Genomic DNA, 25091 nt, shown 5'->3' with positions numbered 1-25091 from the left:
GGTGGATAACACGCTAAGGCTAACATCAAGGTTATTACCTTAATAAGAAAAAGACTTATTTTAAACTGAATGACAGATTAATACCCTTTGATTATGTATTGGTCCGTTTGCCTATAATGTAGGGCGAGTAGTAATTATGATGAACGTAAAAGACTTTATTGAAAGGCTGTGACTCAGTTGAATCTTTGCTACCGGTTAGTACTTAAAGCTTGAAATGACCAGTTATTAAATCTCAAAATGTTTTATCCGTCGTGGCGCCAACGACCAGTTTAAGCCGGGAGCGACCGCGCTGATGGGCTCAGTGGTGAAATTTGACTTACGGTCGGTTTTTTCGACCGTTATGTCAAAGGCCGAGGTTGGAGACCGGCGCGGGCTTCAACTCGTGCCCACCACGCTCCAGCTCAGTCAGCGCCGAGCGGAAGGCGGGTACTCACACTAGCTTAAAGACCATCTGCGCAATCCGATACCTACAAATGGTCATCATAAGTAATTTCAAAATCCACTTACAAAAAGTAAGTCTTATTGCTTGAGTTTACTCTTGAAAGCGGTTTATAATGCCCTTGTTAAATTAATTCGGATAGCTAATCAACTACCTGGTAACGGAAGGACGCGAGTGATATGACGAAGATGATAGCAGGACAAGCGCTGGTAAAGGTGTTGGAAGCGTGGGGTGTTGACCACCTCTACGGCATTCCGGGTGGGTCGATCAACCATACCGTGGAAGGACTGTACCTGGAAAAGGACCGGATGAAATATATTCAGGTTCGTCACGAAGAAGTCGGCGCGTTAGCCGCGGCGGCCGACGCGAAGTTCAATGGCACGATCGGGGTCTCATTTGGTTCGGCCGGTCCCGGCGCGACCCACTTGTTCAACGGTCTGTACGATGCCAAGATGGATCACGTGCCGGTTCTGGCGTTAGTTGGTCAGGTTCCCCAGCCAACCATGAATACGAACTATTTTCAAGAAATGGACGAAACGCCGATGTTTGCCGACGTGGCGGTGTATAACCGTACCGCGACAACCGCGGAACAGTTACCATACGTGGTTAATCAGGCGATTCGTGAGGCGTATGAAAAGAAGGGGCCGGCCGTTGTTATTATTCCGGAAGATTTATCCGCTAAAGAAATTGATTACGAACCGGTCAAAACACCGAACACCGTTGCGAATACTTTTAAGCAAACGATTGATCCGCAAGCCATTACCGCAACCTTGAAGTTGCTCAAAGCAGCGAAACACCCGTTAGTATACGCGGGGCGGGGATTACTGGGTGCCCGGGACGAACTAGTTAAGTTCAGTGAAACTTTCAACGTGCCGGTCATGAACACCGTACCCGCGACCGGTGTCATGCCAACCAACCATCCTAACGCCATTGGGACGTTCGGTCGGTTAGGAACCAAGTCGGGGTTTGAAGCCCTACAACACGCAGACTTGATTTTCTTTTTAGGTTCCGAATTTCCGTTTGCCGGTTTTTGGCCGAAAAACGTTAAAATTGTGCAGGTCAATGATCGCCCGTACGATATTGGTAAGATGGTTCCAATCGACTACGCCGTTATTAGTGACGCTAAGTCGTACTTAACGGACATGGTTGCGACCGGTGAAAGTTTGCCGGAAACCGCCTGGCTTAAGGCTAACCGGACAAACAAGCAGAACTGGGATGCCTGGTTAAAGACCCGGGCCGAAGACGATGGTGACGGGTTGGCGCCCGAAGCCGTTATGGCCAAGGTCGCCAGCATGGTTGGTCCGAAGGATACTTACGGGGTCGATACCGGGAACGTTTCGGAATGGGCCGTGCGGGGGTTACCAATGGATCGCCAACAAAAGTTTGCACTGTCGGGTTTGTTTGCCACGATGGGTTTTGGCTTGCCAGCCGGTTTAGCAGGGGCGTTGAGTGTTCCCGACGCGCAGGCCTGGTCGTTTTCGGGTGACGGGGGCTTTGCGATGGTTGCGCCGGACCTCATTACGGAAGCGCGCTACGAGTTACCCGTGATCAACGTGGTCTTTAGCAACCGGCGATTCGGGTTCATTTACCGTGAACAGGTTGATACCAAGCAGCACCTCTACGGGGTTGATTTGACCGATGCTGACTGGGCTAAAGTTGCCGAAGGGTTAGGTGGTATTGGGTTTACCGTCAAGAACAATCAGGACGTGGAAGACGTGTTTGACCAGATCAAACAATTACAGGCCGGTGGAAATAAACGGCCGATCGTCGTAAACGCCGTTATTAAGCAGGACGATCCGATTGGGACGGCCTTCATGCCGCTTGATCCACAGTTATACGGGCAAGTAACGGTTGACGAGTACGCGCAGGCCAACCACATTGACGTTCAACAGCAGCCGTCCCTGGGTGAACTTTTACGGGCGACCGGCGATAACCTTTAATTATATGGAAACAAGTAAAATTTAAACAAAACGGTCACCGACGAACCAAGGCGCGTTGGTGGCCATTTTTTGTACCAAAAAACGGTGCTTTCCGAAGAAAACACCGTTTGTATTGTGATTGGTTATTTGTTAAAGCTCCCGTCTTCGACGTCCTTGATGAATTGTTTCAGGTGGTCGAAGTAAACCGGTGCGTTGTCAATCATGTGGTGGTGGCCACCGTTTGGCGTGGTCACTAAGCGGGAATTAGGAATGTCGCGGGCCATCCGCCGAGCGGAGTCCAGCGGCATCGTTTCGTGCTCACCAAAGGTCAATAACGTGGGCACTTTGATGTTGTGGATCTGGTCACGTACGTCCCAGTCTTTCAATTTACCGGTGATCACGAATTCGTTATCACCTTGAAAGGCGTTGTAAACGGGCTTAGCGGTCGTATCAATGAGGTGACGGATCGCCGTTGGTTGTTTACGATCCACGTAGCCGGCGTTTAAGACGTCAACGTACTTCTGGTACTGCGGGTCGTCCCAGTTGCCTTCCGCTTCCTTTTGCTTCATGTAAGCAACGGCGTCGGCGGGCAGGGCGTCTTCACGAACCTTGTTGACGTGGGTCACGTATTCGTCAATATTGTCAACCATGCTGGAAATGATGGCACCCTTGAGGTGTTGACCGTACTTTAAGGCGTACATCATGGTCAAAGCACCGCCCCATGACTGACCGATCAAGTAGAAATTGTCGAGGCCTAACTTTTGACGAACTTCTTCAACTTCATCGAGGAAGTAGTCGTAGGTCAAGTACTTTTTAGCAATTTCGGGATCAGAATAGTCGGGTTGGTCGGAATACCACGATCCTAATTGATCATACATGGATACCTGAACGCCGAGGTCGGCTAATTCGGCACCAAAGTTTTCCCAGTACTCGTGATTACCACCGGGACCACCGTGTAAGCAAAGCAATTGGATGTCACCTTCACCCTGGGTATTGGTCCATAAATGGTAGCCGTTATCCAGCGTGATGATCGTCGTTCCCTGTTTCAAATGATCACCTTATTTCTAAAGATTTTAACCATTATCTTACCACTGTTAGCGCGCAACGGTCAAAGCCCCTAGCATCACGGCTAAATCTGCGGGATAATAGATAACTAGGATTCAAGGTATTAACGAATTGATTTTAAGACGGGACACAAACCAGACCAATTAGCTCATTCAAGCGTTAGAGCGATTAAACGAACGGGGTAGGGCACTGCCCACCGTTTAATTGTGGCTTGACAAACGCTTTCATTTCTGGAAAAATGACTAAACTGACACCCGCAGTAAATTGTAATATTACATTTTTTCTATTCAATTGCGGTTAGTTAACCAATATGAAATAATGGGTTAACTAATGAGGAAAAGGTGAGATTTGCATGGCTAACCAGACCGAAGTGCTACGGTTATTAATGGCTAACGCTCCGGAATACTGTTCCGGGGACCGGTTGGCTGACGAACTCAATATTAGTCGCACGGCGATTTGGAAAATGGTCCAGGGGCTACAAACGGCGGGGTACTCGATTGAAAGTCGCCACGGACGCGGTTACCGCTACGTGGAGAACAATCAACTCAGCGTCGCTGGCATTCAAAATGGGCTGGATATCACGCCAGCCGTGCAGCTAATCGTGCTCCCGTCCGTTGACTCTACCAACGCTTATTTAAAGCGAATGGCGACGCGGACCCCGTTAACGGAACCGGTCGTCGTGGTGGCGGACTCCCAAACGGCGGGGTACGGACGCTCGGGACGAACGTTTTATTCACCCGGAGAAACGGGAATCTATTTAAGCATCGGACTACCGGTCACCACTGACCAGCCGTTGGATGCGGGGTTGTTAACGACCAGTACCGCGGTGGTTGTTGCTCAAACGCTCCGGCAATTATTCGATGTACCCGTAGAACTAAAGTGGGTCAACGACGTCTTAGTGAACCACCATAAAGTGGTGGGTATTATGTCGGAAGGCATCACAAACTTGGAAACGGGGCAAATTTCAACGGTGGTCGTCGGGATTGGGATCAACCTGACCACCGCGGCCTTTCCGTCACCGCTTCAGTCGAAAGCCGGTGCCGTGTTGGCTCATCCAACGAAGGTGACCCGTAATCAGGTCATCCGGCAATTATTGCGGACCTTTTTTGAGCGTTATCCGAGTTATCGGAGTGGGGATTTTATGCCCCTTTACCGGCAATTATCAATGGTCATTAATCAGCGGGTATCCTTGAAGAGCGGGGCGCGGACCTACGACGGGGTCGTGTTAGACATTGCTCAAACGGGCGCGCTGGTCGTACAACTAACGGATGGCCGGGTCCAAGAATTTAGCAGTGGTGAGATCACGAAGGTCAATTTATTGACCGGCCAATACCATGGCTAACGAGTTAAAGGTTTAATGACTAGGTGATTTAGTACCGTGGGGCTTGTAAATTGAGGCAACTAACCCTTGAATTTAAAGTGAACACCAACTGGTTCAATCGTTTACCGGTTTGTACTGAAAAACGGGAGATTTTAGTGGGCGCTACGTAGCGCCCCGACAATGTCTCGTTAGGTAGATACTTAAATAGCCTAATAAATAAAGCGGTTAATAAAAATAATTAAAGAAGTTTTAATTATGCTGGTCAATACGGTCGTTTACAGACTATAGTAGAAGTATTGGGATACTAGCGGGTTTGGTAGATACAAAAGAAACAATTCAAGGGGTAATTATAAAATGAGTGAAAATTTGCGGAGAGTTAACATGAGCCGGACGATGACGAGGATGAATCGGCACCGGATGCGTCCCCGCCGTTACATTACCGGCTTTGATGGCATTCGGACGTTGGCGGTCCTCGGTGTCATCATCTATCACTTAATGCCGGCGTCGTTGCAAGGAGGCTACTTAGGGGTACCAATCTTCTTCGTGGTTTCTGGATATTTAATTACGGATATTTTATTACAAGACTGGTTAACGTATGGTCACGTGCGTATTTGGCGATTTTTGGGACACCGAATGCGGCGGCTTTACCCAGCACTGGTCACAATGCTGCTAGCAACGACGGCGTACATCACGCTATTTCAACGGACGTTACTAACGAACATTCGGGCGACCGTGGTGACCAACCTACTGTACGTTTATAATTGGTTTGAAATTGGTCACGGGCAAAGTTATTTTGACCGGTTTAACGGGGAATCCCCCTTTACCCACCTGTGGTCACTGTCGATTGAGGCACAGTACTACTTGTTCTGGCCACTAATTATTGGGTTGTTGATGATTGTTTTTAAAAAACGTTCACGAATTTTTTGGTTCATGATGATCATGGCCGGGATTTCCGCGTTAGCCATGGCGTTATTGTACGATCCGGCCAACACTAACCGGGTTTATTACGGGACCGATACCCGGATGTTTGCCATCCTGATTGGTTCTGGATTGGCTTTCATCTGGCCGTCACGCGAATTATCGCCGGACATCGCCGGTAGTAATCGAATCACACTGGACGTTTTAGGCGGCGCTTCACTGATTGCACTCATCTGGATGTTCTTTCAGATGGCCGGGACCGCGGACTTTACGTACCGGGGCGGCATGTTGCTCTTTACGATCTTGTCGGCCGTTCTCGTGGCGACCGTTGCGCACCCGGGAAGTAACATGAACCGCTTGTTGACGAATCCCGTGTTTACGTACATTGGTCAGCGAAGTTACGGGATCTACTTGTACCAGTTCCCCGTCATGATCTTTTACGAAACGAAGGTTCAAAACATCGGGGACCACCCGTTAATTAACAGTTTTATCGAAGTTGCGCTGATCTTACTAGTTACCGAGTTAAGTTACCGGTTCATCGAAAACCCAATGCGCCACTACGACTACAGTCGGTTATTGGTCGATTTACGGGAATTTATGCGGCAGCCGAAGTTTAACCGGGTGACCGGGACGATTACCGGTTTAACGGTTATCTTGTTTGTCATCACGGCGGTCGGGTTTGTTCAACAGCCTAGCAAGGCCGCGGCAACGCAGAAGACCGATTTACAAAAGACCATTGATAAAAATTCGAAGAACGCCAGCAAGAAGAACGCGGCGGCCCTGAAACGTCAAAAGGCCGCTGCTAAGGCCAGCGCGGCTTCGGAAAAGGTCAAGACTGAGCAGTTGAAGACTAAGGCGGCCATGGCGAAGTTGTCACCCAAGCAAAAACAGGTCGTTAAGGACTACAACTTAAAGCCCCAAGTCGTGTTAGCGATGGGAACGACCAGTTTAACGGCGGTTGGCGATTCCGTGTTGCTGGACGTTTCGTCCGACTTACAACAAGTTATTCCGGGAACCGTTGTCCAAGGAAAAGTTGGTCGACAAGTGTCCGACGTCCCCGGAATCATTAGCTCGTTGAAGCAACAGGGACAGTTAGCCCACAACGTCTTGTTGAACATCGGGACGAACGGCGCGTTTACGAATGCGCAGGCGGAACAACTGGTTAGTTTGATTGGCAAGGACCATCAGATTTTCTGGGTCACGGCCCACGTGCCAACTCAAAGCTGGCAAAACCAGGTCAACGCCCAGATCAAAAAGACGGCGGCCAAGCACAGTAACGTTCACGTGGTCGACTGGCACAAGGCGTCGTTGAACCAATCCAGTTGGTTTGCGGCGGATAACGTGCACCCGAACCCCACTGGAAACCGGCACCTGACTAGTTTAATTGCTAAGCAGATCGCTAAAGTTAATAATTAAAAAAATGGTTGAGGAAGTTTTCCTCAACCATTTTTTGTTGGTCAATTTTAGTTATTGATGGGTTTAACTGGTACGTGCAGTTGAATGTCGTTAAGGTTCAACGAGTACTGCAAGTCCTGATTTCCCCGGACGGTCATCTTCATGTCGGTCGCGTAGATGACCAGTCCAACTTGGTGCCCTTTTAAGAGGTGGTGGAAAATGGGCTGCAGGTCCAGTTCAAAGTTGTAGAACTCGTTTGGTTGGATGGCTTCTGCGTGCCACGGGTGGTGGCGGTTTTGTAAGTTCAAGTGGCCCTTCGTGATCATCTTAAACGGTGTTGCTGGGGCTAGCTTGAAGTCCTTTAAGTCGTCTTCGCGCCAGTGGAAACCAAGGTCGAGGGCCTTAGCCGCGATCATTTGGGGACTGACGGTCAGGCGTTTAGCTTGGCCGAAGTCGATCAGCATGAAGCTTAACATTCCAAAGTCCTTGTTAACGGCGACCGAACCCTGGACGTGCGGCCGGCCAACTAGTAATTGGTCGCTAGGCGCTTGCCACGACTTAAAGAGTAAGCGGTGGTCGTATAACGGGTTGGTCTTGGATTCGCTCAACAAGTCGGTCTGCCAGGCATTCAAGTCCTGTTTGTAGTGCTCGAACAGCTTATCCGGCAACTTATCGGTAAAGTGGGCCGCCCGCTGGTCAACTTGGTGGTCGGCAGGAACCAGTTCCTTGTATTGAACCTTAAAGTCGAGGGACTGGTCAGTGTCTTGCCACCAATTATCATAACCGTGCCACGTTTCGGCGGCGGTGTTGTCCTGAACTAAGACGTTCGGTAGCAGGGCGTCGGCGTGGTTATCCAAGTCGTAAAGCTCGTGACTGAGCCAGAGGTTCATCATGTCGGTAAAGTCGAGGGACTGCAAGTTATTGATGTAAATGTGTTGTCCCTGGTGCAGGATCAGCTTTTTAGTGACCGGTACGTCCTGCAATTTATCCCACAGGTTGGCCACGTTGCGCGGTTTGACGTTCCAGTCGTTTAGTCCGTGGACCATCACGATGTCGGCTTTGATCTTGTCAACGTTTTTAAGGTAGTTCCGTTCGTCCCAGAATTGGTTGTAACTCCCGGTAGTCCGGTCCTGGTCCTTAGTCAGCTCGGCCAGCTTTTCGTCAAAGCGGGCCTGGATGCGGTGGGCGTCGCCGGCTTTGAGACTGCGTGAAAAGACTTCGGCCGCTAATACGTCGGTGTCTTCGCCCTGGAAAGTGTCCGGTGCAACGACGAGGCCGTTATCCCGGTAGTAGTCGTACCAGCTTGAAATGGCGGCTTCGGAAATAATGGTCTTTAAGCCGGCGACTCCGGTCGTAGCGGCCGCGGTGGCGAGGGTCCCTAAGTATGAGCGCCCGGTCATGGCGACCGCGCCGTTAGTCCACCAAGCCTTGATGGCCACGTCGCCATCCCGGTTGGTAAAGGCGTTGCGTTTACCGGTCAGCCACTCGATAATGGCGACCGTGGCCGTTGTCTCATCAACGTCGCCGGTGGGCGCCAACCCGTCGGAGTCGACGGAACCGATTCCAGCCGCGTAAACCACGGCAAACCCGCGGGCTAAGAAATAGTCGTTTAAGGTGTAAGACTTTTCGCGGCCAAAGGTTTCTTCGGCATCGGCGCTAACTTCTTTGACTGGCCGAGCCGCGGGCAGGTCAGCCGGTTGGGGGTGGTAGGCCACGTCGGCGTAAGTGTTATGATCCGGTTCCTTGGCGGTTAACGGGACGTCAACGTTGTGCATTTGGGCGTCGCCGGCGTGATCGTTAATCCCCTGATTGTACGGGCTAGCGGTGTACAGAACCGGTACTTTGAGCCCGGTGGCGGTTTCGGCGGGGCGCAAAATTTCGAGCTTCAACAGGTCGCGCTGGCCGTTATGGTCAGTGTCCAGCGGGGCTTCCACGTACACCACGTCGCGAATCAAATCGTTCGTATTGAACACCGCTTGGGCTTTACCGTTAAAAAACAGCGGTTTTTGGGCGTTGGGCAGTTGGTAGAACGGTACGAAAAAGCCGCGGGCGGTCAGGGCTTCAATTAACGTTTGGCCGTTATTACCGCGGGTGTTAAGTAGTAAGTACCACGCGTAGTAGAGTGCCTCGCGGTCAAAGGCGCTATCACCAACCATCGGCAGGTGGATGTCGCGCATCGCGAGCAGCGGGTCGGCTAAGTCAAAGTCCTGGCCGGGTAGGAAGCCGAGTAATTGTAGTCCCACGTTATAAAAGACCTGGTTGTTAACAACGGTGGCGTTAGTTAGCCACTCGTTTAAATCGTGCTGGCTGGTCGCCATTAAGTTCGCAAACTTATGTTTTAAACCACTGGCCGTTTTAACTTCTGGAAAGCTCTTTTCAAGTAAGGCCCGGTAAACGGCGGGAACCGTCGTCAGTGCCTCCATTTTTGGTGTAATGAAGTGAATCTTAGTGAGTTCTGCGATAGCCGCTTCCGAATCGGTCGGTACGATCGCAAATTGATTATTTATCATGGCAAACGTCCTCTAAAAGTTTAATTTACCTAACATTATACCGCTATTTACAAGTCTGCCAATGTTTCTAGCGGACAGTTGGTGAAGTTTGTGCTACTTTGATAACTAAAGATAATTAACTTAACGTTGGGGGTAAATCGGATGGCAAAATTTCCAGTTTTATACACGACTAAGGCAATCAATGCGGATGGATTACGGGGCCGGGCGTACGTTCCCGACGGTTTGAGCGTGGCCGTCTCCAGTCCGTTAAGTTCGGCGGCGGGGACTAATCCGGAACAGCTTTTAGGTTTGGCTTTGAGTACCTGTTTAAACGCAACGCTCGAAGCGATTGAACGGGAGCATGACCAGCCCCACCAAAGTACGGTCGTGACGACCGTCCAAATGTCCCGCGACCGGTTTGGCTACCAGTTCTTTTTGGACGCGCAGGTGACCATTCCCGAAGCGGATCAGTCCACGGCGAGTGCCTGGTTAGCCCTGGCGGAACAACGCTGTCCGGTCGCAAAGTTACTGGGAGCGTCAGTCAACGTTAAAATTCACCTGTAACTAGCTGAATAGCGTAAAAAAATAAGTTCAGCGCTTCGGACGGTGGGTGCGCAACGCTGAACTTGTTTTATTTTGTTTTGATTGTTAATGCAAGACTTAATCGTTGGGATGTAAATGGGCCTTTAACTTTGCCGGTAAGGGTAAGTGACACTGGTGCTTTTCAGCAACGGTGGCGACTTTATCCACTTGTTGCAGCGCTAATTGTTTAGTTTTTTCACGTTCGATCTTGAGCTGTTTACTCAGGGCCCGGTTTTTGCATAAACCGTGGACCGCGATGGCGACCGGAATAACGTGGAGGGTCGTTAGCGTCGGAATCAACCACGGGTTCCTTTCTAAAATGGTTAAAAATTGTTCGTGGTGCGTACTGATATCGTCGTGAATCATTTTGGGGGTCAGCATCTAAATCACGCTCCTTTAGTTATTTGCCCTAATCATACCCTAAAGTGGAACCGCTGTCATCGCTTGTGGCGGTAATCAAAAACGCCCGGTCACTCGTAATGAGCAACCGGACGGTGCGTTGATTGTATTAGTATGGCCCGCGGCGGGTGAATACCGCCCACCGCGACAAGTTTAGCTTAGAACCAAGGCGGTCGAAATGCAATTAATAAACCGCACTATTTGGTGATATCCTGATTCATCTTGCTGTGATGGACGCCGTAGCTGAAGTAGATGATTAGGCCGAGAACGAACCAAACTAACGAGGCCAACCAGGTTTCCATGGATAACTGGGTCATCATAAAGAGGCACAGCAGGCCGGAAACAACCGGTAAAACGGGATAAAAAGGTACCCGGAAGCCCTTGATCTGGTTGAGCTTGGGGTTCCGGCGTAAGAGCACGATCCCAAACGAAACGAAGGTAAAGGCAATTAAGGTCCCGATGTTAACTAAGTTGGTCAGCTGCCCCAACGGAACCAGACCACCGAGAATTGAAATCACAATTGTCACGGTAATCATGGCGTGTTTGGGGGCGTGGTGTTTGTTGATTTGGCCTAAAAAGCTTGGTAACAGACCGTCCCGTCCAATCGAGTAAAGGAGGCGGGAGCTACTGTAGATCGTGGTAACCATCATGGTAAACATCCCGGCGAGGGCGCCGAGGGACACGATTCCGGCAACGAAGTTTTGGTGAACGAGTTGAAGGGCGAAGGTGACCGCGTCATCCACGTTCAACAATTTATAAGAAACCATCCCGGTCAAGACGACTGAGACTAAAATGTAGAAAATGGTACAGATGACGAGGGTCCCAATGATCCCAATCGGCATGTTGCGTTTGGCGTTCTTAACTTCGGCGGCCGACGACGAGACGGCGTCAAAGCCGAGGTAGGCGAAGAACACGACCGCGGCCCCCTTGAAGATCCCGCTGACCCCGAACGGCGCGAACGGGCTCCAGTTACTCGGCTTGACGTAGAAGGCACCGACCAGTAAAAAGATGACAATAATGGCTAATTTGACGGCGACGATGATGTTATTTAAACGGACCGAAGTTTTCAGCCCTTCGTCAATGATCCAAGCAATTAAACAAACAATTAAAATGGCGACCAGGTTCACGTAGGTTCCGTGGGCCGGGTCAAACGAGCCGGTAATGGCCTTGGGAAGCTTCAGTCCGAAGCCGGCGATGAACGAATTAAAGTAGGCGGCCCAACCGACCGCCACCGCGGCCACGGCCAGGACGTATTCCAAAACGAGCGCCCAACCAATGATCCAACCAACCATTTCACCGTAAACGATGTTACCATACGAGTACGCGGAACCAGCAACCGGCAAGACCGAAGCAAATTCGGCGTAACACATCGCGGCGACCGCACAGACGATGGCGGCAATTACGAAGGAGAGGATGATCCCCGGACCGGCCTTCGTTGCGGCGACCGTGCCGGGGAGAATAAAGATCCCGGTCCCGATAACGGCGCCAATCCCGAGTGCAATCAGGTCGACCGCGCTTAGGGTTCGTTCAAATTGACTATCTTTTTGTAAATAGCGCTCCAAGTTTTCCTTTTGGAAGATGCGCTGACGAATCCCCATAGAATGAACCACCTTTTTTGGTTATTATTAACAGTGCTTTGTCAACAATTGACAATTTACTATGCTAATATGATACCTTGAACAATTATTAAAAGTCAATTAGAATTGGCTTTTAATTGTTAAGAACTCGACCTTTTTAACCGCCAGTTTTTTAAAACAATTAATTGCCAGCAGGTTACAGTTTCAAGGGATTCTGCTAGAATGATAGCTAAAATGGTTTAACATACATATTCTTAGTTTTAGTAAGCACTTGTAAGGGAGGAATCGTTTTGTCAGCAATTTTAGTGGCGGAGGACTTATCCGCGGTCGGGGGGATCTCCCTGAGCGCCGCGTTACCCGTCTTAACCGCCATGCAGTACGACGTCGCGGCCTTACCAACCAGCCTACTGTCCACCCATACGAGTGGTTACGGCCGGCCAGCAGTCGTTGACTTATCGGATTGGTTACCCGCCGTGTTTAAACATTGGATGGACGCTCAGCTGCACTTTGATTCGGCCCTGATCGGTTACGTGGGGTCGGTGGCACTGTGCCGATTATTAAAGGATTATTTGGAAGAGCAACGGTTGGCGCTACTCGTCGTCGACCCGGTCTTGGGGGATTTGGGGAAATTATACAGTGGTTTTGATTTGGCTTACGTGGGCGCGATGCGTGAACTCATTAAAACGGCAGACGTCATTTTACCCAACGTGACCGAAGCCAGCTTATTGACCGACTTGCCGTACCAGCGCCACCCGGATTTAAAGCCAACGCTAAGCGCGTTACAGGCGTTATTAAAGCCGGGGGCCCACGCCGTGATTACCGACGTGGAGCGTGACGATCACATTGGCTGCGCCTGGCTAGACGAGTTTGGCGACGTTCAGTTTGTAGGGCAGCCCCGCCTGCCAGGGCACTATAACGGGACGGGGGACACCCTCGCCGCCGCCATCGCCGGGTTAATGGGGCGGGGATTCTCGCTGACCCGCAGTCTGGAGCTCGCTAACCAGTGGTTGAACGTGGCGGTCGGTGAAACGCTGGATCAGCGCCGAACCGATCCGCGACAGGGAGTGGCCTTAGGACGGATGTTGCGGGCGATTCTCTCCTTAAATTAAGGTTGAAAAATGTTATACTAAACGGTAGTTAAAAACCTAGGAGGAACCTTTCATGAGTACAGAAGTAGCTAGTGGGGCCGTGGTTTACCAGCAAAAAGACGGTCACCCCGCTTATTTATTATTACAAAGTGCCACCAGTGATTTTTGGGGCTTCCCTAAGGGCCACTTGGAAGGAACGGAAACCTTGGCGGAGACGGCTAAACGCGAGATTCGCGAAGAGACTCAGCTGGACGTGCAGCTGGATACCAATTTTAAGGCGTACACCGAATACGACTTACCCAACGGAAATTTAAAGCAGGTGACGTTATTCGTCAGCAAAGTTCCAACCGGCGTGGTAGTGACCCGTCAAAAGGAAGAAATCAGTGCGATTGGCTGGTTTGATTACGCGACCGCCCGCAAACGGTTGACCTACGATAATCTGAAAAAAATGTTGGATCAGGCCAACGATTACATCGAGTCCAAAGCGCATTAACCGAAAAAAGCAAAAAAAATTACTGGTACCGTCGCATAAGCGGTGACCAGTAATTTTTAAACTAAACTTTTAAAAAATAATTTTAAAGTTGTGATTAACATTAAGCTTGAGTTTTTAAGTTTGCAACTGCATCTTCGATTGTTACGCCTTCAGCGGACAATTCTGGATGAAGTTTGTCAGTTGCAACAAATAATTGGCGTTGTGTATCTAACACAATGCTGAACCAGCTGTTCGTTGTTTGAAATTTCATTTGACAAAACTCCCTTCATGAAAATTGTTGGGTTGTGCTACGAGATGCTTTCATCATCTGTGAACCTTACAATTTTTATATCATACTAGCATTCCCGGTTTAACGCAAATGAAAAGCTTTACACTTAACGTATTTATAAGGAGATTAATTAACCAATGACGACCAAACGTGTTTTTGTAATTACTGGTCCCACGGGGAGCGGTAAGACTACGGTCAGCCACTATTTAAAGGACCACTACCAAATTCCACAAGTCATCACGCACACGACCCGCGCCCCGCGCGATGGGGAGGTCGACGGCCAGGATTACTACTTTGAGACCCCGGCCAGCTTTGCAACTAAGCACTACCTAGAACACGTGACGTACAGTGGTAACCAGTACGGCTCTTCACGGGAAGGCTTGGCGGCGGCGTGGGAAAAATCCCCGTTGATCAGTATCGTTTTAGACACGGCCGGGGCAATTACTTACGCCCGCGAGCTCGGGGAACAAGCCGTAGTCGTTTACTTAGAAGTTCCGAATCAAGGGGCCTTAGTCGAACGGTTAACGAAGCGCGGCGACCACCCGGCCCGAATCAAAAAACGGGTCGCAAGTCAGGAGTACCAGCGTGATCAGGAGTTACCCGCCGGTTTAGTCGGGCACGCCACGCCGTTAGTGAACGATGATTGGCAAGTCACCCGTCAAAAGCTGGACGCCCTAATTAAGCAGTACCAGTCGGTGAACGGGCCGGCAAATTAATTTCTTTTCCGCGGTTGCTATGCTAAACTAAATAGTAATGATTATGATTTAGCTGGTAAGTTAACCGGCTAACGGGAGGTGTTGCGCCGCATGGACACAACAATTGAACAGGCCGTCGGGATCCTACGCCGTAATCAGCTGAAGATCACCAAACAGCGGCAAGCACTGATTGATTATTTAGTGACTTATAAAGACCACTACGTTGCGATTTCTGAAGTTGACGAGCATATGCGGACCCTGTTTCCGGGAATGAGCCATAACACGATCTACCGTAACGTTAAGGAATTTGAGACGCTGGGGCTATTAGAATTAAAAGCGCAGGCCAATCAAACGCTGGTCAAGTACCAGTGCGATTTCAAACACCAGCACCACCACCACTTTATTTGTTCCAACTGTGGCAAGGTGCAGGAGTTGGATGCGTGTCCGTTAGACGCGTTTGAGGCCCAGTTACCGGGCTGTACGATCACTGGTCACCGGATCGAGTTTTACGGGTTGTGTGCCGACTGTACGGCCAAGCTGGGAGCGTCCAAGTCACTCAGCAAATAACAATTAATATAGAAGGATTTAAAACGGCATCCTAACGTCAAACGACCGCTGTGCAGCGCGTGCACGGGGGCCGTTTTTGTTTGGCTAAATGGTCTGGTCAGTGGAGATACTAAGAAGTACCTACAAAACAGTATTTATCTATTATTTTAAACATTTTTTTCAAATTAGTTCGGGTTAATGACGGTAATTAACCGTAATTGGATAGTTCTTTTTGATTTTATCCGGGTTTTACTAGACTGATACGGGAAAGTGTCACAAGTATCGTTGAGAATGAAACCGCTATCATGGTATAAATAATGTGCAAGCGAGATATAAGAAAAGGAGGTTCGAAAAAATGAAACACTTTATTGCTTTTATGGAAAAGTATTTCTTACCAGTCGCAAGTAAGATTGGTAACCAGCGTCATTTAGTTGCCGTGCGGGACGCCTTTGCGTACACCATGCCGCTAATGATTCTGGGTGCCTTTGCCGTATTGATCAATAATCTGCCGATACCTGGCTTCCAAGACTTCATGAACGGGGTCTTTAGCGAAAAAATCGGCGGGTCCTACGTCTGGACGTTGCTTGGCGGTAACATCTGGAACGGGACGTTCGCTGTTTTATCCCTGTTTATCGCGTTCTTAGTTGCTTACAACCTGGCAACTTCTTACCACGTAGACGGTATTTCGGCCGGGATTATTTCCTTAGGGAGCTTCTTCGTTGTCGGGGGTGCGCAGGGGATGGACTCAGCCGGGCTATTCGTTGCCCTGATTGTTGGGTTGCTCTCAGCCGAAATCTTCCGGCGGTTATCCAACGTTGATAAGTTCGAGATCAAAATGCCGGACGGGGTGCCACCAGCCGTTGCGCGTTCATTTGCCGCATTATTACCAGCTATTTTTACGATTACAATTTTCGGCTTTGTGACAATGTTACTTAACGCAATGCACATTGAAAACGTGGTGACCGCCTTCTACAAGGCTGTTCAACAACCATTCATGGGGATGGCCAACACTTACCCAACCGCATTACTGATTGCCTTTATTACGCCGTTCCTATGGTTCTTCGGACTCCACGGTGCCAACATGATCGAACCGTTTATGCAGACCATTAACGCACCGGCTATCCAGGCTAACGCGGCCGCCTTAAAAGCGGGCAAACCAATTCCGTACGTGGTTAACAAACCGTTTATGGATTCGTTCGTTAACCTTGGTGGGACCGGGGTTACCATTGGGTTGATCATTGCGATCTTTATCATTGGTCGCCGCAACAAACCGTACATGTCAGTTGCTTCGCTTGCCGCTGCACCGGGGATCTTTAACATTAACGAACCCCTCGCGTTCGGGTTGCCGATCGTGTTGAACCCAATTCTGTTCGTACCGTACATCCTGGCACCGATGATCAGTGTCAGCATCGCGTACTTCGCAACGGTGTCCGGTTTCATGCCGGCGTGCTCCAACATGCCGCCTTGGGTCACACCGCCAATTATTGGGGCCGTAATTGCGACCGCTAGTTGGCAGGGGGGCGTGATTGCCGCCATCAACATCGTCGTTTCCGCCGTGATTTACGCACCGTTCGTTTACATGAGTACCGCGATGGAAACGCGGCGCGACAAGAAACAGGCTGCTAAAGAAGCAACTGCGTAAGCACGTTTTAAAACGTTAATACCGAAAGCCAAGGGCATAAATGACTCAGCCGAGTCATTTATGCTTTTTGTTTTTTGGGCCCCACCTTGCTTAATAACGGTGGGGTGAGCGGGCTGATTGTTACGCGTTGTATCATAAAAGATATTTGTTTCATATTGACGTAATTGTGACAACTATTGTTATCAATTAGGTAAATTGTGGTAGCGCTTACAAAAACGTGGATGAAAGTGACCTGGTTCGGAATAATCCGCGAAACTAAGCGGATCATTTGAATTGGACTGACGTTAACAGGACGGTGCTAAACCTAGCTGCGACTGTTTCACCGCGTAACGGTCAAACTTTGCCGAACGTCTTGGACGCTGGTGCGCTGATTTTTAGTGAGTCGTTGAATGGTGGACTAAGGACACGCTTAATTGTGAACACGCTTGATTCGTGACTGGACTAGTAAACGGTTCCATTTAAAGCTTGCGGCACCGGTACGTGAACGGCTAAAATAGACGTAACGGGTATTACGGCTCACCATTGTTAGGAGGGGACGACAATGTTATTTTTGGACCACACACCGGACTTGACCGAAACGGATATGATTATCTACCGGGCCATCGTTCAAAATATGAATACGGTCATCTACATGCGCATCCGGGATTTGGCCGCAACTACCTATTGTAGTACGGCCAGCATTCAGCGCTTTTGCCAAAAGTTTGACTGTTCGGGATGGTCGGAATTCAAGACCAGACTCCGACTCTACCTCGATAACCAGGCGGCTCGGCACGCTTACCCAACCGATTTAGACAGTGGGGAAATCGTGCGGTCCATTATGGAAACGGACGCGGCTAGCAGCCAGCAACAAATCGACCAGGCCGCCGAACTCTTATTTAACCGCAAACAGGTGCTCTGGTTCGGGTGCGGGACGTCCCGTATCTTGGCGGAGTTTGGGGCCCTGACCTATTCGGGGCTCGTTAACATGTCGTTAGCAATTAACGATCCGCTAAATAGTCCCGTCGTTAATTTGAATTCGGCCGTAGCTAAGGAAATGTGTTTAGTCGTTTGTTCGGTATCGGGAGAAAACCGGTTAGTGATCCAGTACATGGCGGAATTTATGAAGCACGATATTCCGGTAATTGCGATCACCAATAACGTTAATTCAACGGTTGCCAAAATGGCGCAACTGACCCTGACCTACTTTGCAACGGTCCAAAACGTTGCTGGAGCTAACGTTACGACTCAGACCCCGGCCCTGTTTTTGATTGAAAAATTGATTCGGCGGGTTTCGTCCCTGTTACACGTGACGGACCCGAATATTGATACGCAGGAGAACATGCGCTAACATGGTGGTTGATGGAAAGTGGCACTACCGATCCAAGCGGGTGGGTGGTGCCACACTTCTTTTTGATTATTTTAGGGCTGATTGGTGAATTGTTTTTAGCCATCATAAAGAGTTTATTAATTTGTGGCAGAATTAATGCATTCTTAGTCAGTCCATGGTTTAATTATTATTTGAGATAACAAACGGCATGACGAGAAAGGAATGACACTGATGGCATATCGAACACCACCCTTTATTTCACCATTTGCAATTGTATCGATCGTGTTAGCACTTGGTGCCACGAACGTGGTGGTCAATAAAACGACCCACACGGTGAACGGTGCGGCGGCTAGCAGTACTAGTCGAGTTGTCACATCGTCATCAAGTAGCAGTGATAAAAACAAACCTGAAGATAATAGCTCCAGTGATAAAAAAGCGTCGGATAAATCGAGCAGCGATTCATCAAGTGATGATCAGAGCTCAATTTCTAGCAGCGATGATCAAAGCACGGATAGCAGTTCAACGACCGATGAAAGCAGCAGTTCGGCAGCTAGTTCCAGTGCGACTAAAACCAGCAGTAGTTCTACCACGCACAGCAGTTCGGCGGCTAGTTCAACGGACGATGACGACGACTCTTCATCGGCAGCGTCATCCAGCACGACACAGTCTAGTGCCGCAACGACGACGGAATCCGCGGACGATACGGCTTCTAGTGACGGGGGCGAATAGTGAATGTTTAGTATTTTAGATATGATCAACCACGCACTCGGTTACGTTAACGTGAACGTCAAGATCAAAAACCAGATCTACATTGGAATTGGGATTGCTGGTAACCTTTATTTAGGTTACGTCGCGATTCGCTTAATTCAAAACGGAGCGTGGTTGCGGGGAATTTTATACCTGCTAGTTTTCTTAGCCTTGATTTACTTCATCACGTTGAACTTTATTTACTACTTTACCAACAAAACGGCCAAGTACGACTTATCTCCGAAAATTGAAAAGTTATTGGGTGGCAAGCCTAAGGAAGCCCTCGAAGCCGAAAAGGGTGCTCACCGGAATCAACAACAACCGTACATTCCAGCTAACGGTATTTTCGATGGTCAGGAATTGTTACCCGCCACCGTTAAAACGTCGCGCGCGGAGCAGGATAACGTTCACCAAATTGTTGACCAACTCCAAGCGGCTAACATCGTTCGTTTGGATTACGGTGGCCTAAGCGACGGTGCCATTATGCGCCAAGCTAAAGCGACCGGTGAACCGGTCTACGCGATTGGCCAAGGCATTCAAATTCCGTTTTCACAATTGAAACTTGAAAACCACCGGCTCGTCATCTACGCCGGTATCAACCAAATGGATCAACGTCCCGTTGGTCACATTAAAAAAGTGGGGTTAACCGACGTCCACGACGCTCACGAAGATTACAAGTTATACCTAGCTTCCACGGTTATCACCGGTGGGATGGAAAAAATTGCGGGCCGCACTTCGACCATCGAACAGGCGGGGGACTACCAAGTCACCGCCCAGGTTGCTTACGAAGATCGCGCTGAATAGTTTTATCAAAGAGTCGTTTTTACGGCTCTTTTTTGATTTGAACAATTATTTGAGTAGTGACCCACGGTGGCTGTCGTTAGGCTCCGGCCCCCTGCGAAGTACCTTGGTATGACTAGCTGTGGGCCCACTTTTGAGCTAATTCCAAAGCCCGGAATCATCTCAAAAGCTGGCCTTGTTGTTAATCGCAAAAAGACCGCGACCAACAACAATCTCACAGCTATATGCCAAAACTTCACCGGGCGCCTAGATGGAATCTCATTATTTAGATTGGACAAGTAGTTGAGTCGGTTAGGATTAATATTCTAATTGGAATAACTTTGGGAATTACCTGTTATTTCTAAGATAACTAGAATTTAGTTTCACTGGATTAAAAATCGTCAGTAAGTTGAGAAAGAAATTCTCAACTTACTGACGATTTTTACGCAACGCTATGAAAATTTTTAAAGTTTTAGGCGTAATAGATTAAAGATAATTTATTGTTAGTGAGCGAAACCTAATCCGGTTGGCATTTAAAACCAAGTATTCCAAGCAACGTGCTATTGAGGTTAAATAAATTAGTAGTTACGGCCCGCCAACGACTAGTTGAAGCCTGGAGGGAGAGCGTGGATGGCCCCAGCGGTGAAATTTCACTTAGTCGGGGTATTTTCCCGGCCTAGTGAAAGGCCAATGGTTGAGACCTGGGTTATGGGCTCAGGCTTGTGCCCACCGCGTTCCGGGCCTGTCCACGCCGACCGGAGGGCTGGAAAGTGCGAACTAACTTGGAATTGATAGGCGGAATTTGAAACAAGCTAGGTCAACTGAGTTAGCAGGTGCCGGGTAATGGAATTAGGTAGCGAAGGTTTCGAATCCTTTTAAATTTTCTGAAGTGTGTGTTAACTAACTCAATTGTTCCTGATAGCGGATTTAATAGTGTGCACTAGTTTGGAATTGTAAAACAAGCAATTGAATAAAGTAATTAAGATTTTGATTGGTAAAAGAGCTGGAACCAAAAAACGGTGTTGCTGACCGTAAAATGGTCAGCAACACCGGGCAGTTAATTATTTGAGTAGTTGTAAGACGTCGTCCGGGTGGTTGAGTCGGTGGGCCACGCGTTGGTGAGCCGCGTTAGGATCCATGCCCCAAACGGCAAGGCCAAAGTCAACGCCCGCGGCCGCCGCGGTTTGTTCGTCACTGAGGGAGTCACCAATGAAGAGGGCTTTGTCGGGAGCGACGTTGACCCGTTTCAGGGCGGTCAGTAGCGGTAGCGGGTCCGGTTTGCGTTTGGGCGTGTCATCCGCACTGATGGCAACGGCTAATTTGGACATGACGGTCGCGTGGGGCTGCATGCCAGTTTCCATTTCGTTACGTCGTTGGGAGGTAACGATGCCTAGTTTAAGTTCTTGGGGCAAGTTAGCAAACAACGTTTCGATTCCCGGGTAAAGTTGAATGTCGCCATAGTGGTCGGCCATAACGGCTTCGTAACGGGCCTGAAAGTGGTCGAACTGGTCGGCGGGAATGCCGAGTTCGGCCATGGCCTGTTCCGCGGCCATCGGAAAAGTTTTCTGGGCCTGAGCGGCGGTGAAACCGATACCATATTCTTGTAAAACTTGGCGCATCACGAGTGTGTACGCTGGCTGACTGTTGGTCAAGGTGCCGTCAATATCAAACATTAGTGCTTGGTAAGTCAAAATGCATCATCCCTTCTAAGTCGTTTGTCTCTAGTATATCAAATTGGACCTTGACAGTGATTCTTTGAATCGTTATAGTTAGATTAACAATTGATGAGGAGCTAATGATATGTCATTACCGTTAAATCACATAAAAACTTCAACTAGCTTTTACTTTTGGTATTTTCGCTAGTGTTTGTGCCGGCTGTATCAGGTGCAAACACGGACTCGATGTTTGCATCGATGCGGTTGCCAAAAGCTTTTTGTGATTGAACGGCGCCCATGGATGTTTGAAAATTCCAAGGGTGGCTAATTAAAGTGTTTTTTAGTGACGCACCCTTTGAATTTTCAAGGGGTGCGTCTTTTTTTGCCCCCACCCACGTGACGCTCGCACCAACTAATCAAATTTGGGAGGAACCCACATGTCAATTAGTCCAGAAACTTTAGTTCAAAATATGAATCACGAGATTGCCGCGATCCAACCGTCCGATATTTTAGCTTTTAACGCGGAAATTGCCAACATTCCCGGAATCGTGCGCTTAACACTTGGTGAACCGGATTTCAATACGCCGGAACACGTTAAGCAGGCCGCCATTCAAAGTATCGAAAATAATGAAAGTCACTACGCTCCGTCAAACGGGACAATGGCGTTACGGACGGCGGCGGCCAACTTCTTGGCAAAGAAGTACGATGTCCACTACGATCCGGCGAGTGAAGTGATCATTACCGCCGGTGCGACCGGGGGGATTTACACCGCTTTGAGTTCAATTTTGAACCCCGGTGACGAAGTCTTGATCCCAACCCCCATCTTTCCACTGTACATTGCGATTGCCAAGTTAAACGGCGCGACGCCGGTCTTTATGGACACGTCTAAGAACGGCTTTGTCTTATCACCGGAAATGTTAAAGGAAACCTTGGCGGCCCACCCGAAAACTAAGGCGGTCGTCCTAAACTTCCCGTCCAACCCAACCGGGGTAACTTACCGCAAGGACGATTTGAAAGCTTTAGCCGCGGTCTTAGCCGACAAACCGATTTTCGTTTTATCCGATGAGATTTACAGCGAGTTAACTTACGGCGAAGCCCACGTTTCGATTGCCAAATACTTACCGGAACAAACCATTTTACTTAACGGGGTGTCGAAGTCTCACGCCATGACTGGCTGGAGAATCGGGATCATGTGCGCACCTAAGGCCGTAACGGCGCAATTAGGAAAGATTCACCAGTTTACGGTCACCTCAACGACCACTAACGCGCAGGCCGCGGCTGCCGAAGCGTTGAGCAACGGCATGGATGATGGTCAGGACATGAAGCGGGAGTACCAGCAACGGCGTGACTACTTGTACGAAGCGCTAAATAAAATTGGGTTCAAATCGGCCAAGCCGGAAGGGGCCTTTTACCTGTTCAGTAAAATTCCCGCGGGCTTACCCCAGGACAGCATGGCCTTTTGCCGGGAATTAGCCCACGAAGCGCGGGTCGCTTTAATTCCGGGGAGTTCGTTTGGCCCCGGTGGTGAAGGTTACGTTCGGATTAGTTACGCCGCTTCAATGGATAATTTAAAGACGGCGGTTGAACGCATTAGTAAATACGTGGAACAAAAAGCAGCGGAGGCAAAGTAAAAATGAAAATTTTAATGTACAGTGTTCGTGACGATGAAGAGGCGGCCATTAAGGAATGGGCCCAGAAAAATAACGTACAGGTCGATACCAACGATTTAGAATTTCACCCCGAGACAGCGGATTTAGTCAAGGGTTACGACGGGGTTGTCATTCAACAACGGAGTGCCATTGGTGACGATCCCAGTGTTTACCAAAAACTAGCGGACATGGGAATCAAACAGTTAACCAGTCGGACGGCCGGGGTCGATACCATTGATATTCCGGCTGCCAAGAAGGCCGGCTTAACGGTGACCAACGTACCAGCTTACTCACCCAACTCGGTTGCCGAAATGTCGGTCGCACAAACGATGCGGTTGATTCGCAACCTGGAACTCTTTGACAGCCGGGTGGGCCAGCAAAACTTCCAGTGGGCGGGATTGCAAGCCCGTGAAATTCGTTCCCTAACGGTCGGAATCATTGGTGCCGGTCGGATTGGTGGTACGGCGGCCCGCTTGTTCCACGGCTTAGGGGCTAAAGTGATCGCCTACGACGTGGTCCGTCATCCCGAATTAGAAGACGTTTTGACTTACGTTGATACCAAGGAAGAGCTTTTAAAACGGGCCGACGTGGTTGATTTACACGTTGACCTTAACGAAACTTCGAAATCCTTAATTGACGCTGCCGCGTTCAAAATCATGAAAAACGACGCGTTCATCATCAACGCCTCACGGGGCCCCGTTATCGTGACGGATGACCTGGTTGCCGCCTTAAAGGCTGGTGAAATTGCCGGAGCCGCCCTTGATACGGTCGAAGGTGAAGCGGCGTTGTTTAACCAGAATCACCAGGGTGAAGTGCTACAAGACACCAACGTTGCCCAACTAATGCAGATGCCTAACGTTATCATCACGCCCCACGTGGGTTTTTACACCAACTTAGCGGTCAAGAACATGGTTGATATTAGTCTTGACGACGTGCTTGCCATTTTAAACGGCAAATCAACCGACCACGCTTTCTAATAAGCAAATCGGCGGATTATCGTTTTTAATCTAAACAGTTATTTAGATATTGATCCGTGTTGTAGCGTTAGGACCCGGCGCCCGGCGCAGCACCTTGGCATAGATAGCTGTGGACCCACTTTTGAGCTAATTCCAAACCCGGAATCATCTCAAAAGCTGGCCTGGTTGTCAATCGCGAAATGACCGCGACCAACAACAATCTCACAGCGATATACCAAAACTGCTCCGGACCCTTAAATGGTCTAACGTTATTTAAATTGAACGTGCAGTTTAGTGGGTTAGGCTGGGTGTTCTAACTCGAATAATTTGAGGGATTGTTTAGTTATCATAGCCAGTAAATTGGGAGTTACCTTTTCCAATTTACTGGCTATTTTTATGCAACGTTATAGCCACTTTGAAATTTCTATATTTTAAACAACGTGCTATCAAGACTAAGCAAATTAGTGGCTACGGCTCGCCAACGACTAATTGAAGCTTGGAGGGAGCGCGTGGATGGTCCCAGCGGTGAAATTTCACTTGGTCGGGGTCTTTTCCCGGCCTAGTAAAAGGCCAATGGTTGAGACCTGAACTTTGGGCTCAAGCTTGTGCCCAAAGTTCAGGACCCAGTCCACGCCGACCGGGGGGCTGGAAAGTGCGAACTAACTTGGAATCGATAAGCTGAGTTTGAAACAAACTAGGGTAATTAGTTTAGGTAAAAGTTGCGTAATACAAGGTAGTGCAAGCTTTGAACTTTATGGGGTGGTCGCTGCTTCCGAGTGATGCCCCTTAATGAGAATCTTTCATAATTTTCTAAATAAACACCGCTTTTGACGGTGGCACGAAACGGGTAGACTGGTGCCATTACATCAGGAAAGTAGGGGTTAACATGTTGCCAATCAAGATGGGGTTAGTTGTGGCGTGGTTTGCACGACCGAGGATGGTCGATTTTACCGCGTACGCGTTGTGGGGTGTGTTAGTGTTAACGTTTTGCGGTTACGTGGCGATTATTATCCATGAAAAGTCGAAGAAAAATTAGTTTGATTAGCGTTGGGGTTAGAACTGGTTATAATCATTAATAATAATCAGTAAAACATTTTTTTATTAAGCAGGCTAGATTTGTAAAAAAATCTAGCCTGCTTTTTGGGCTGTTAAATCCGAATAA

Annotated in this window: 22 protein-coding genes; 15 read left to right on the top strand and 7 right to left on the bottom strand. The window is 49.0% G+C overall.

Annotation, left to right across the window (positions count from 1 at the left end; translation table 11 throughout):
• The first annotated feature begins 618 nt into the window (after window positions 1–618).
• Window positions 619–2379, top strand: coding sequence for a thiamine pyrophosphate-dependent enzyme (locus tag D1831_RS02375; RefSeq protein WP_125071299.1), 1761 nt, complete (start codon window positions 619–621; stop codon window positions 2377–2379).
• Window positions 2380–2501: 122 nt separating this feature from the next.
• On the opposite strand, the gene D1831_RS02370 is transcribed toward D1831_RS02375, so the two are convergent.
• Complete coding sequence (locus D1831_RS02370) at window positions 2502–3407, bottom strand: proline-specific peptidase family protein (RefSeq protein WP_125071297.1); 906 nt, start codon at window positions 3405–3407, stop codon at window positions 2502–2504.
• A gap of 368 nt (window positions 3408–3775) precedes the next feature.
• Between D1831_RS02370 and D1831_RS02365 the strand changes: the two genes are divergently transcribed.
• Window positions 3776–4765, top strand: coding sequence for a biotin--[acetyl-CoA-carboxylase] ligase (locus D1831_RS02365; RefSeq protein WP_125071295.1), 990 nt, complete (start codon window positions 3776–3778; stop codon window positions 4763–4765).
• A gap of 333 nt (window positions 4766–5098) precedes the next feature.
• Window positions 5099–7078, top strand: coding sequence for an acyltransferase family protein (locus tag D1831_RS02360; RefSeq protein WP_125071294.1), 1980 nt, complete (start codon window positions 5099–5101; stop codon window positions 7076–7078).
• A gap of 47 nt (window positions 7079–7125) precedes the next feature.
• On the opposite strand, the gene D1831_RS02355 is transcribed toward D1831_RS02360, so the two are convergent.
• Window positions 7126–9567, bottom strand: coding sequence for a Xaa-Pro dipeptidyl-peptidase (locus D1831_RS02355; protein ID WP_125071292.1), 2442 nt, complete (start codon window positions 9565–9567; stop codon window positions 7126–7128).
• A 141-nt stretch (window positions 9568–9708) separates the two neighbouring features.
• Here D1831_RS02355 and D1831_RS02350 point away from each other — a divergent pair, with 141 nt between their 5' ends.
• Window positions 9709–10110 (top strand): OsmC family protein, encoded by a 402-nt coding sequence (locus D1831_RS02350; protein WP_125071290.1) that lies wholly within the window; start codon window positions 9709–9711, stop codon window positions 10108–10110.
• 96 nt (window positions 10111–10206) lie between these two features.
• Here D1831_RS02350 and D1831_RS02345 read toward each other — a convergent pair whose 3' ends face one another.
• Together D1831_RS02345 and D1831_RS02340 are read right to left on the bottom strand one after the other, a co-directional pair.
• Window positions 10207–10509, bottom strand: a complete 303-nt coding sequence (locus D1831_RS02345) for a transposase (RefSeq protein ID WP_125071288.1) — start codon at window positions 10507–10509, stop codon at window positions 10207–10209.
• 215 nt (window positions 10510–10724) lie between these two features.
• On the bottom strand, window positions 10725–12125 hold the full coding sequence (locus D1831_RS02340; protein ID WP_125071286.1) for an amino acid permease: 1401 nt from the start codon (window positions 12123–12125) through the stop codon (window positions 10725–10727).
• Between the two features lie 269 nt (window positions 12126–12394).
• Here D1831_RS02340 and D1831_RS02335 point away from each other — a divergent pair, with 269 nt between their 5' ends.
• Complete coding sequence (locus tag D1831_RS02335) at window positions 12395–13213, top strand: PfkB family carbohydrate kinase (RefSeq protein ID WP_125071284.1); 819 nt, start codon at window positions 12395–12397, stop codon at window positions 13211–13213.
• 52 nt (window positions 13214–13265) lie between these two features.
• Window positions 13266–13685 (top strand): bis(5'-nucleosyl)-tetraphosphatase, encoded by a 420-nt coding sequence (locus D1831_RS02330; protein ID WP_125071282.1) that lies wholly within the window; start codon window positions 13266–13268, stop codon window positions 13683–13685.
• Window positions 13686–13785: 100 nt separating this feature from the next.
• Here the strand turns inward: D1831_RS02330 and D1831_RS02325 are convergent, their stop codons facing one another.
• Window positions 13786–13935 carry a hypothetical protein gene (locus D1831_RS02325; RefSeq protein WP_125071280.1) on the bottom strand — a complete coding sequence of 50 codons (150 nt, stop codon included), beginning with the start codon at window positions 13933–13935 and terminating at the stop codon, window positions 13786–13788.
• 155 nt (window positions 13936–14090) lie between these two features.
• Here D1831_RS02325 and D1831_RS02320 point away from each other — a divergent pair, with 155 nt between their 5' ends.
• The 6 genes from D1831_RS02320 to D1831_RS02295 all read left to right on the top strand — a co-directional run bounded on the left by D1831_RS02320 (window position 14091) and on the right by D1831_RS02295 (window position 19693).
• The gene (locus D1831_RS02320; RefSeq protein ID WP_125071278.1) at window positions 14091–14669 is read left to right on the top strand and encodes a guanylate kinase; all 579 of its coding nucleotides are present in this window, start codon (window positions 14091–14093) and stop codon (window positions 14667–14669) included.
• A 90-nt stretch (window positions 14670–14759) separates the two neighbouring features.
• Window positions 14760–15215 carry a Fur family transcriptional regulator gene (locus D1831_RS02315; RefSeq protein ID WP_125071276.1) on the top strand — a complete coding sequence of 152 codons (456 nt, stop codon included), beginning with the start codon at window positions 14760–14762 and terminating at the stop codon, window positions 15213–15215.
• A gap of 334 nt (window positions 15216–15549) precedes the next feature.
• Window positions 15550–16836, top strand: coding sequence for a PTS sugar transporter subunit IIC (locus D1831_RS02310; protein ID WP_125071274.1), 1287 nt, complete (start codon window positions 15550–15552; stop codon window positions 16834–16836).
• A gap of 541 nt (window positions 16837–17377) precedes the next feature.
• Window positions 17378–18163 carry a MurR/RpiR family transcriptional regulator gene (locus D1831_RS02305; protein ID WP_125071272.1) on the top strand — a complete coding sequence of 262 codons (786 nt, stop codon included), beginning with the start codon at window positions 17378–17380 and terminating at the stop codon, window positions 18161–18163.
• A 210-nt stretch (window positions 18164–18373) separates the two neighbouring features.
• Window positions 18374–18871, top strand: a complete 498-nt coding sequence (locus D1831_RS02300) for a hypothetical protein (protein ID WP_125071270.1) — start codon at window positions 18374–18376, stop codon at window positions 18869–18871.
• 3 nt (window positions 18872–18874) lie between these two features.
• Window positions 18875–19693 (top strand): DUF6681 family protein, encoded by an 819-nt coding sequence (locus D1831_RS02295; RefSeq protein WP_125071268.1) that lies wholly within the window; start codon window positions 18875–18877, stop codon window positions 19691–19693.
• Between the two features lie 1037 nt (window positions 19694–20730).
• On the opposite strand, the gene D1831_RS02290 is transcribed toward D1831_RS02295, so the two are convergent.
• The gene (locus D1831_RS02290) at window positions 20731–21360 is read right to left on the bottom strand and encodes an HAD family hydrolase (protein WP_125071266.1); all 630 of its coding nucleotides are present in this window, start codon (window positions 21358–21360) and stop codon (window positions 20731–20733) included.
• Window positions 21361–21503: 143 nt separating this feature from the next.
• Entirely contained in the window at window positions 21504–21716 is a 213-nt protein-coding gene (locus tag D1831_RS14350; protein ID WP_125071264.1) for a hypothetical protein, read from the bottom strand.
• A gap of 45 nt (window positions 21717–21761) precedes the next feature.
• On the opposite strand from D1831_RS14350, the gene D1831_RS02280 reads away from it, so the two are divergent.
• The 3 genes from D1831_RS02280 (at window position 21762) to D1831_RS14345 (ending at window position 24965) form a co-directional block, all read left to right on the top strand.
• Window positions 21762–22955, top strand: coding sequence for an aminotransferase class I/II-fold pyridoxal phosphate-dependent enzyme (locus D1831_RS02280; RefSeq protein ID WP_125071262.1), 1194 nt, complete (start codon window positions 21762–21764; stop codon window positions 22953–22955).
• Between the two features lie 2 nt (window positions 22956–22957).
• A complete protein-coding gene (locus D1831_RS02275) occupies window positions 22958–23950 on the top strand; it encodes a D-2-hydroxyacid dehydrogenase (protein WP_125071260.1) in 993 nt (330 codons plus the stop codon).
• 865 nt (window positions 23951–24815) lie between these two features.
• A complete protein-coding gene (locus D1831_RS14345) occupies window positions 24816–24965 on the top strand; it encodes a hypothetical protein (protein WP_158610632.1) in 150 nt (49 codons plus the stop codon).
• Window positions 24966–25091 lie beyond the last annotated feature (126 nt).

Source organism: Lactiplantibacillus garii (assembly GCF_003885105.1).
Lineage (GTDB): Bacteria > Bacillota > Bacilli > Lactobacillales > Lactobacillaceae > Lactiplantibacillus > Lactiplantibacillus garii.
The sequence above is the reverse complement of the archived record's forward strand: the minus strand, read 5'-3'. Positions and strand labels throughout refer to the sequence as shown.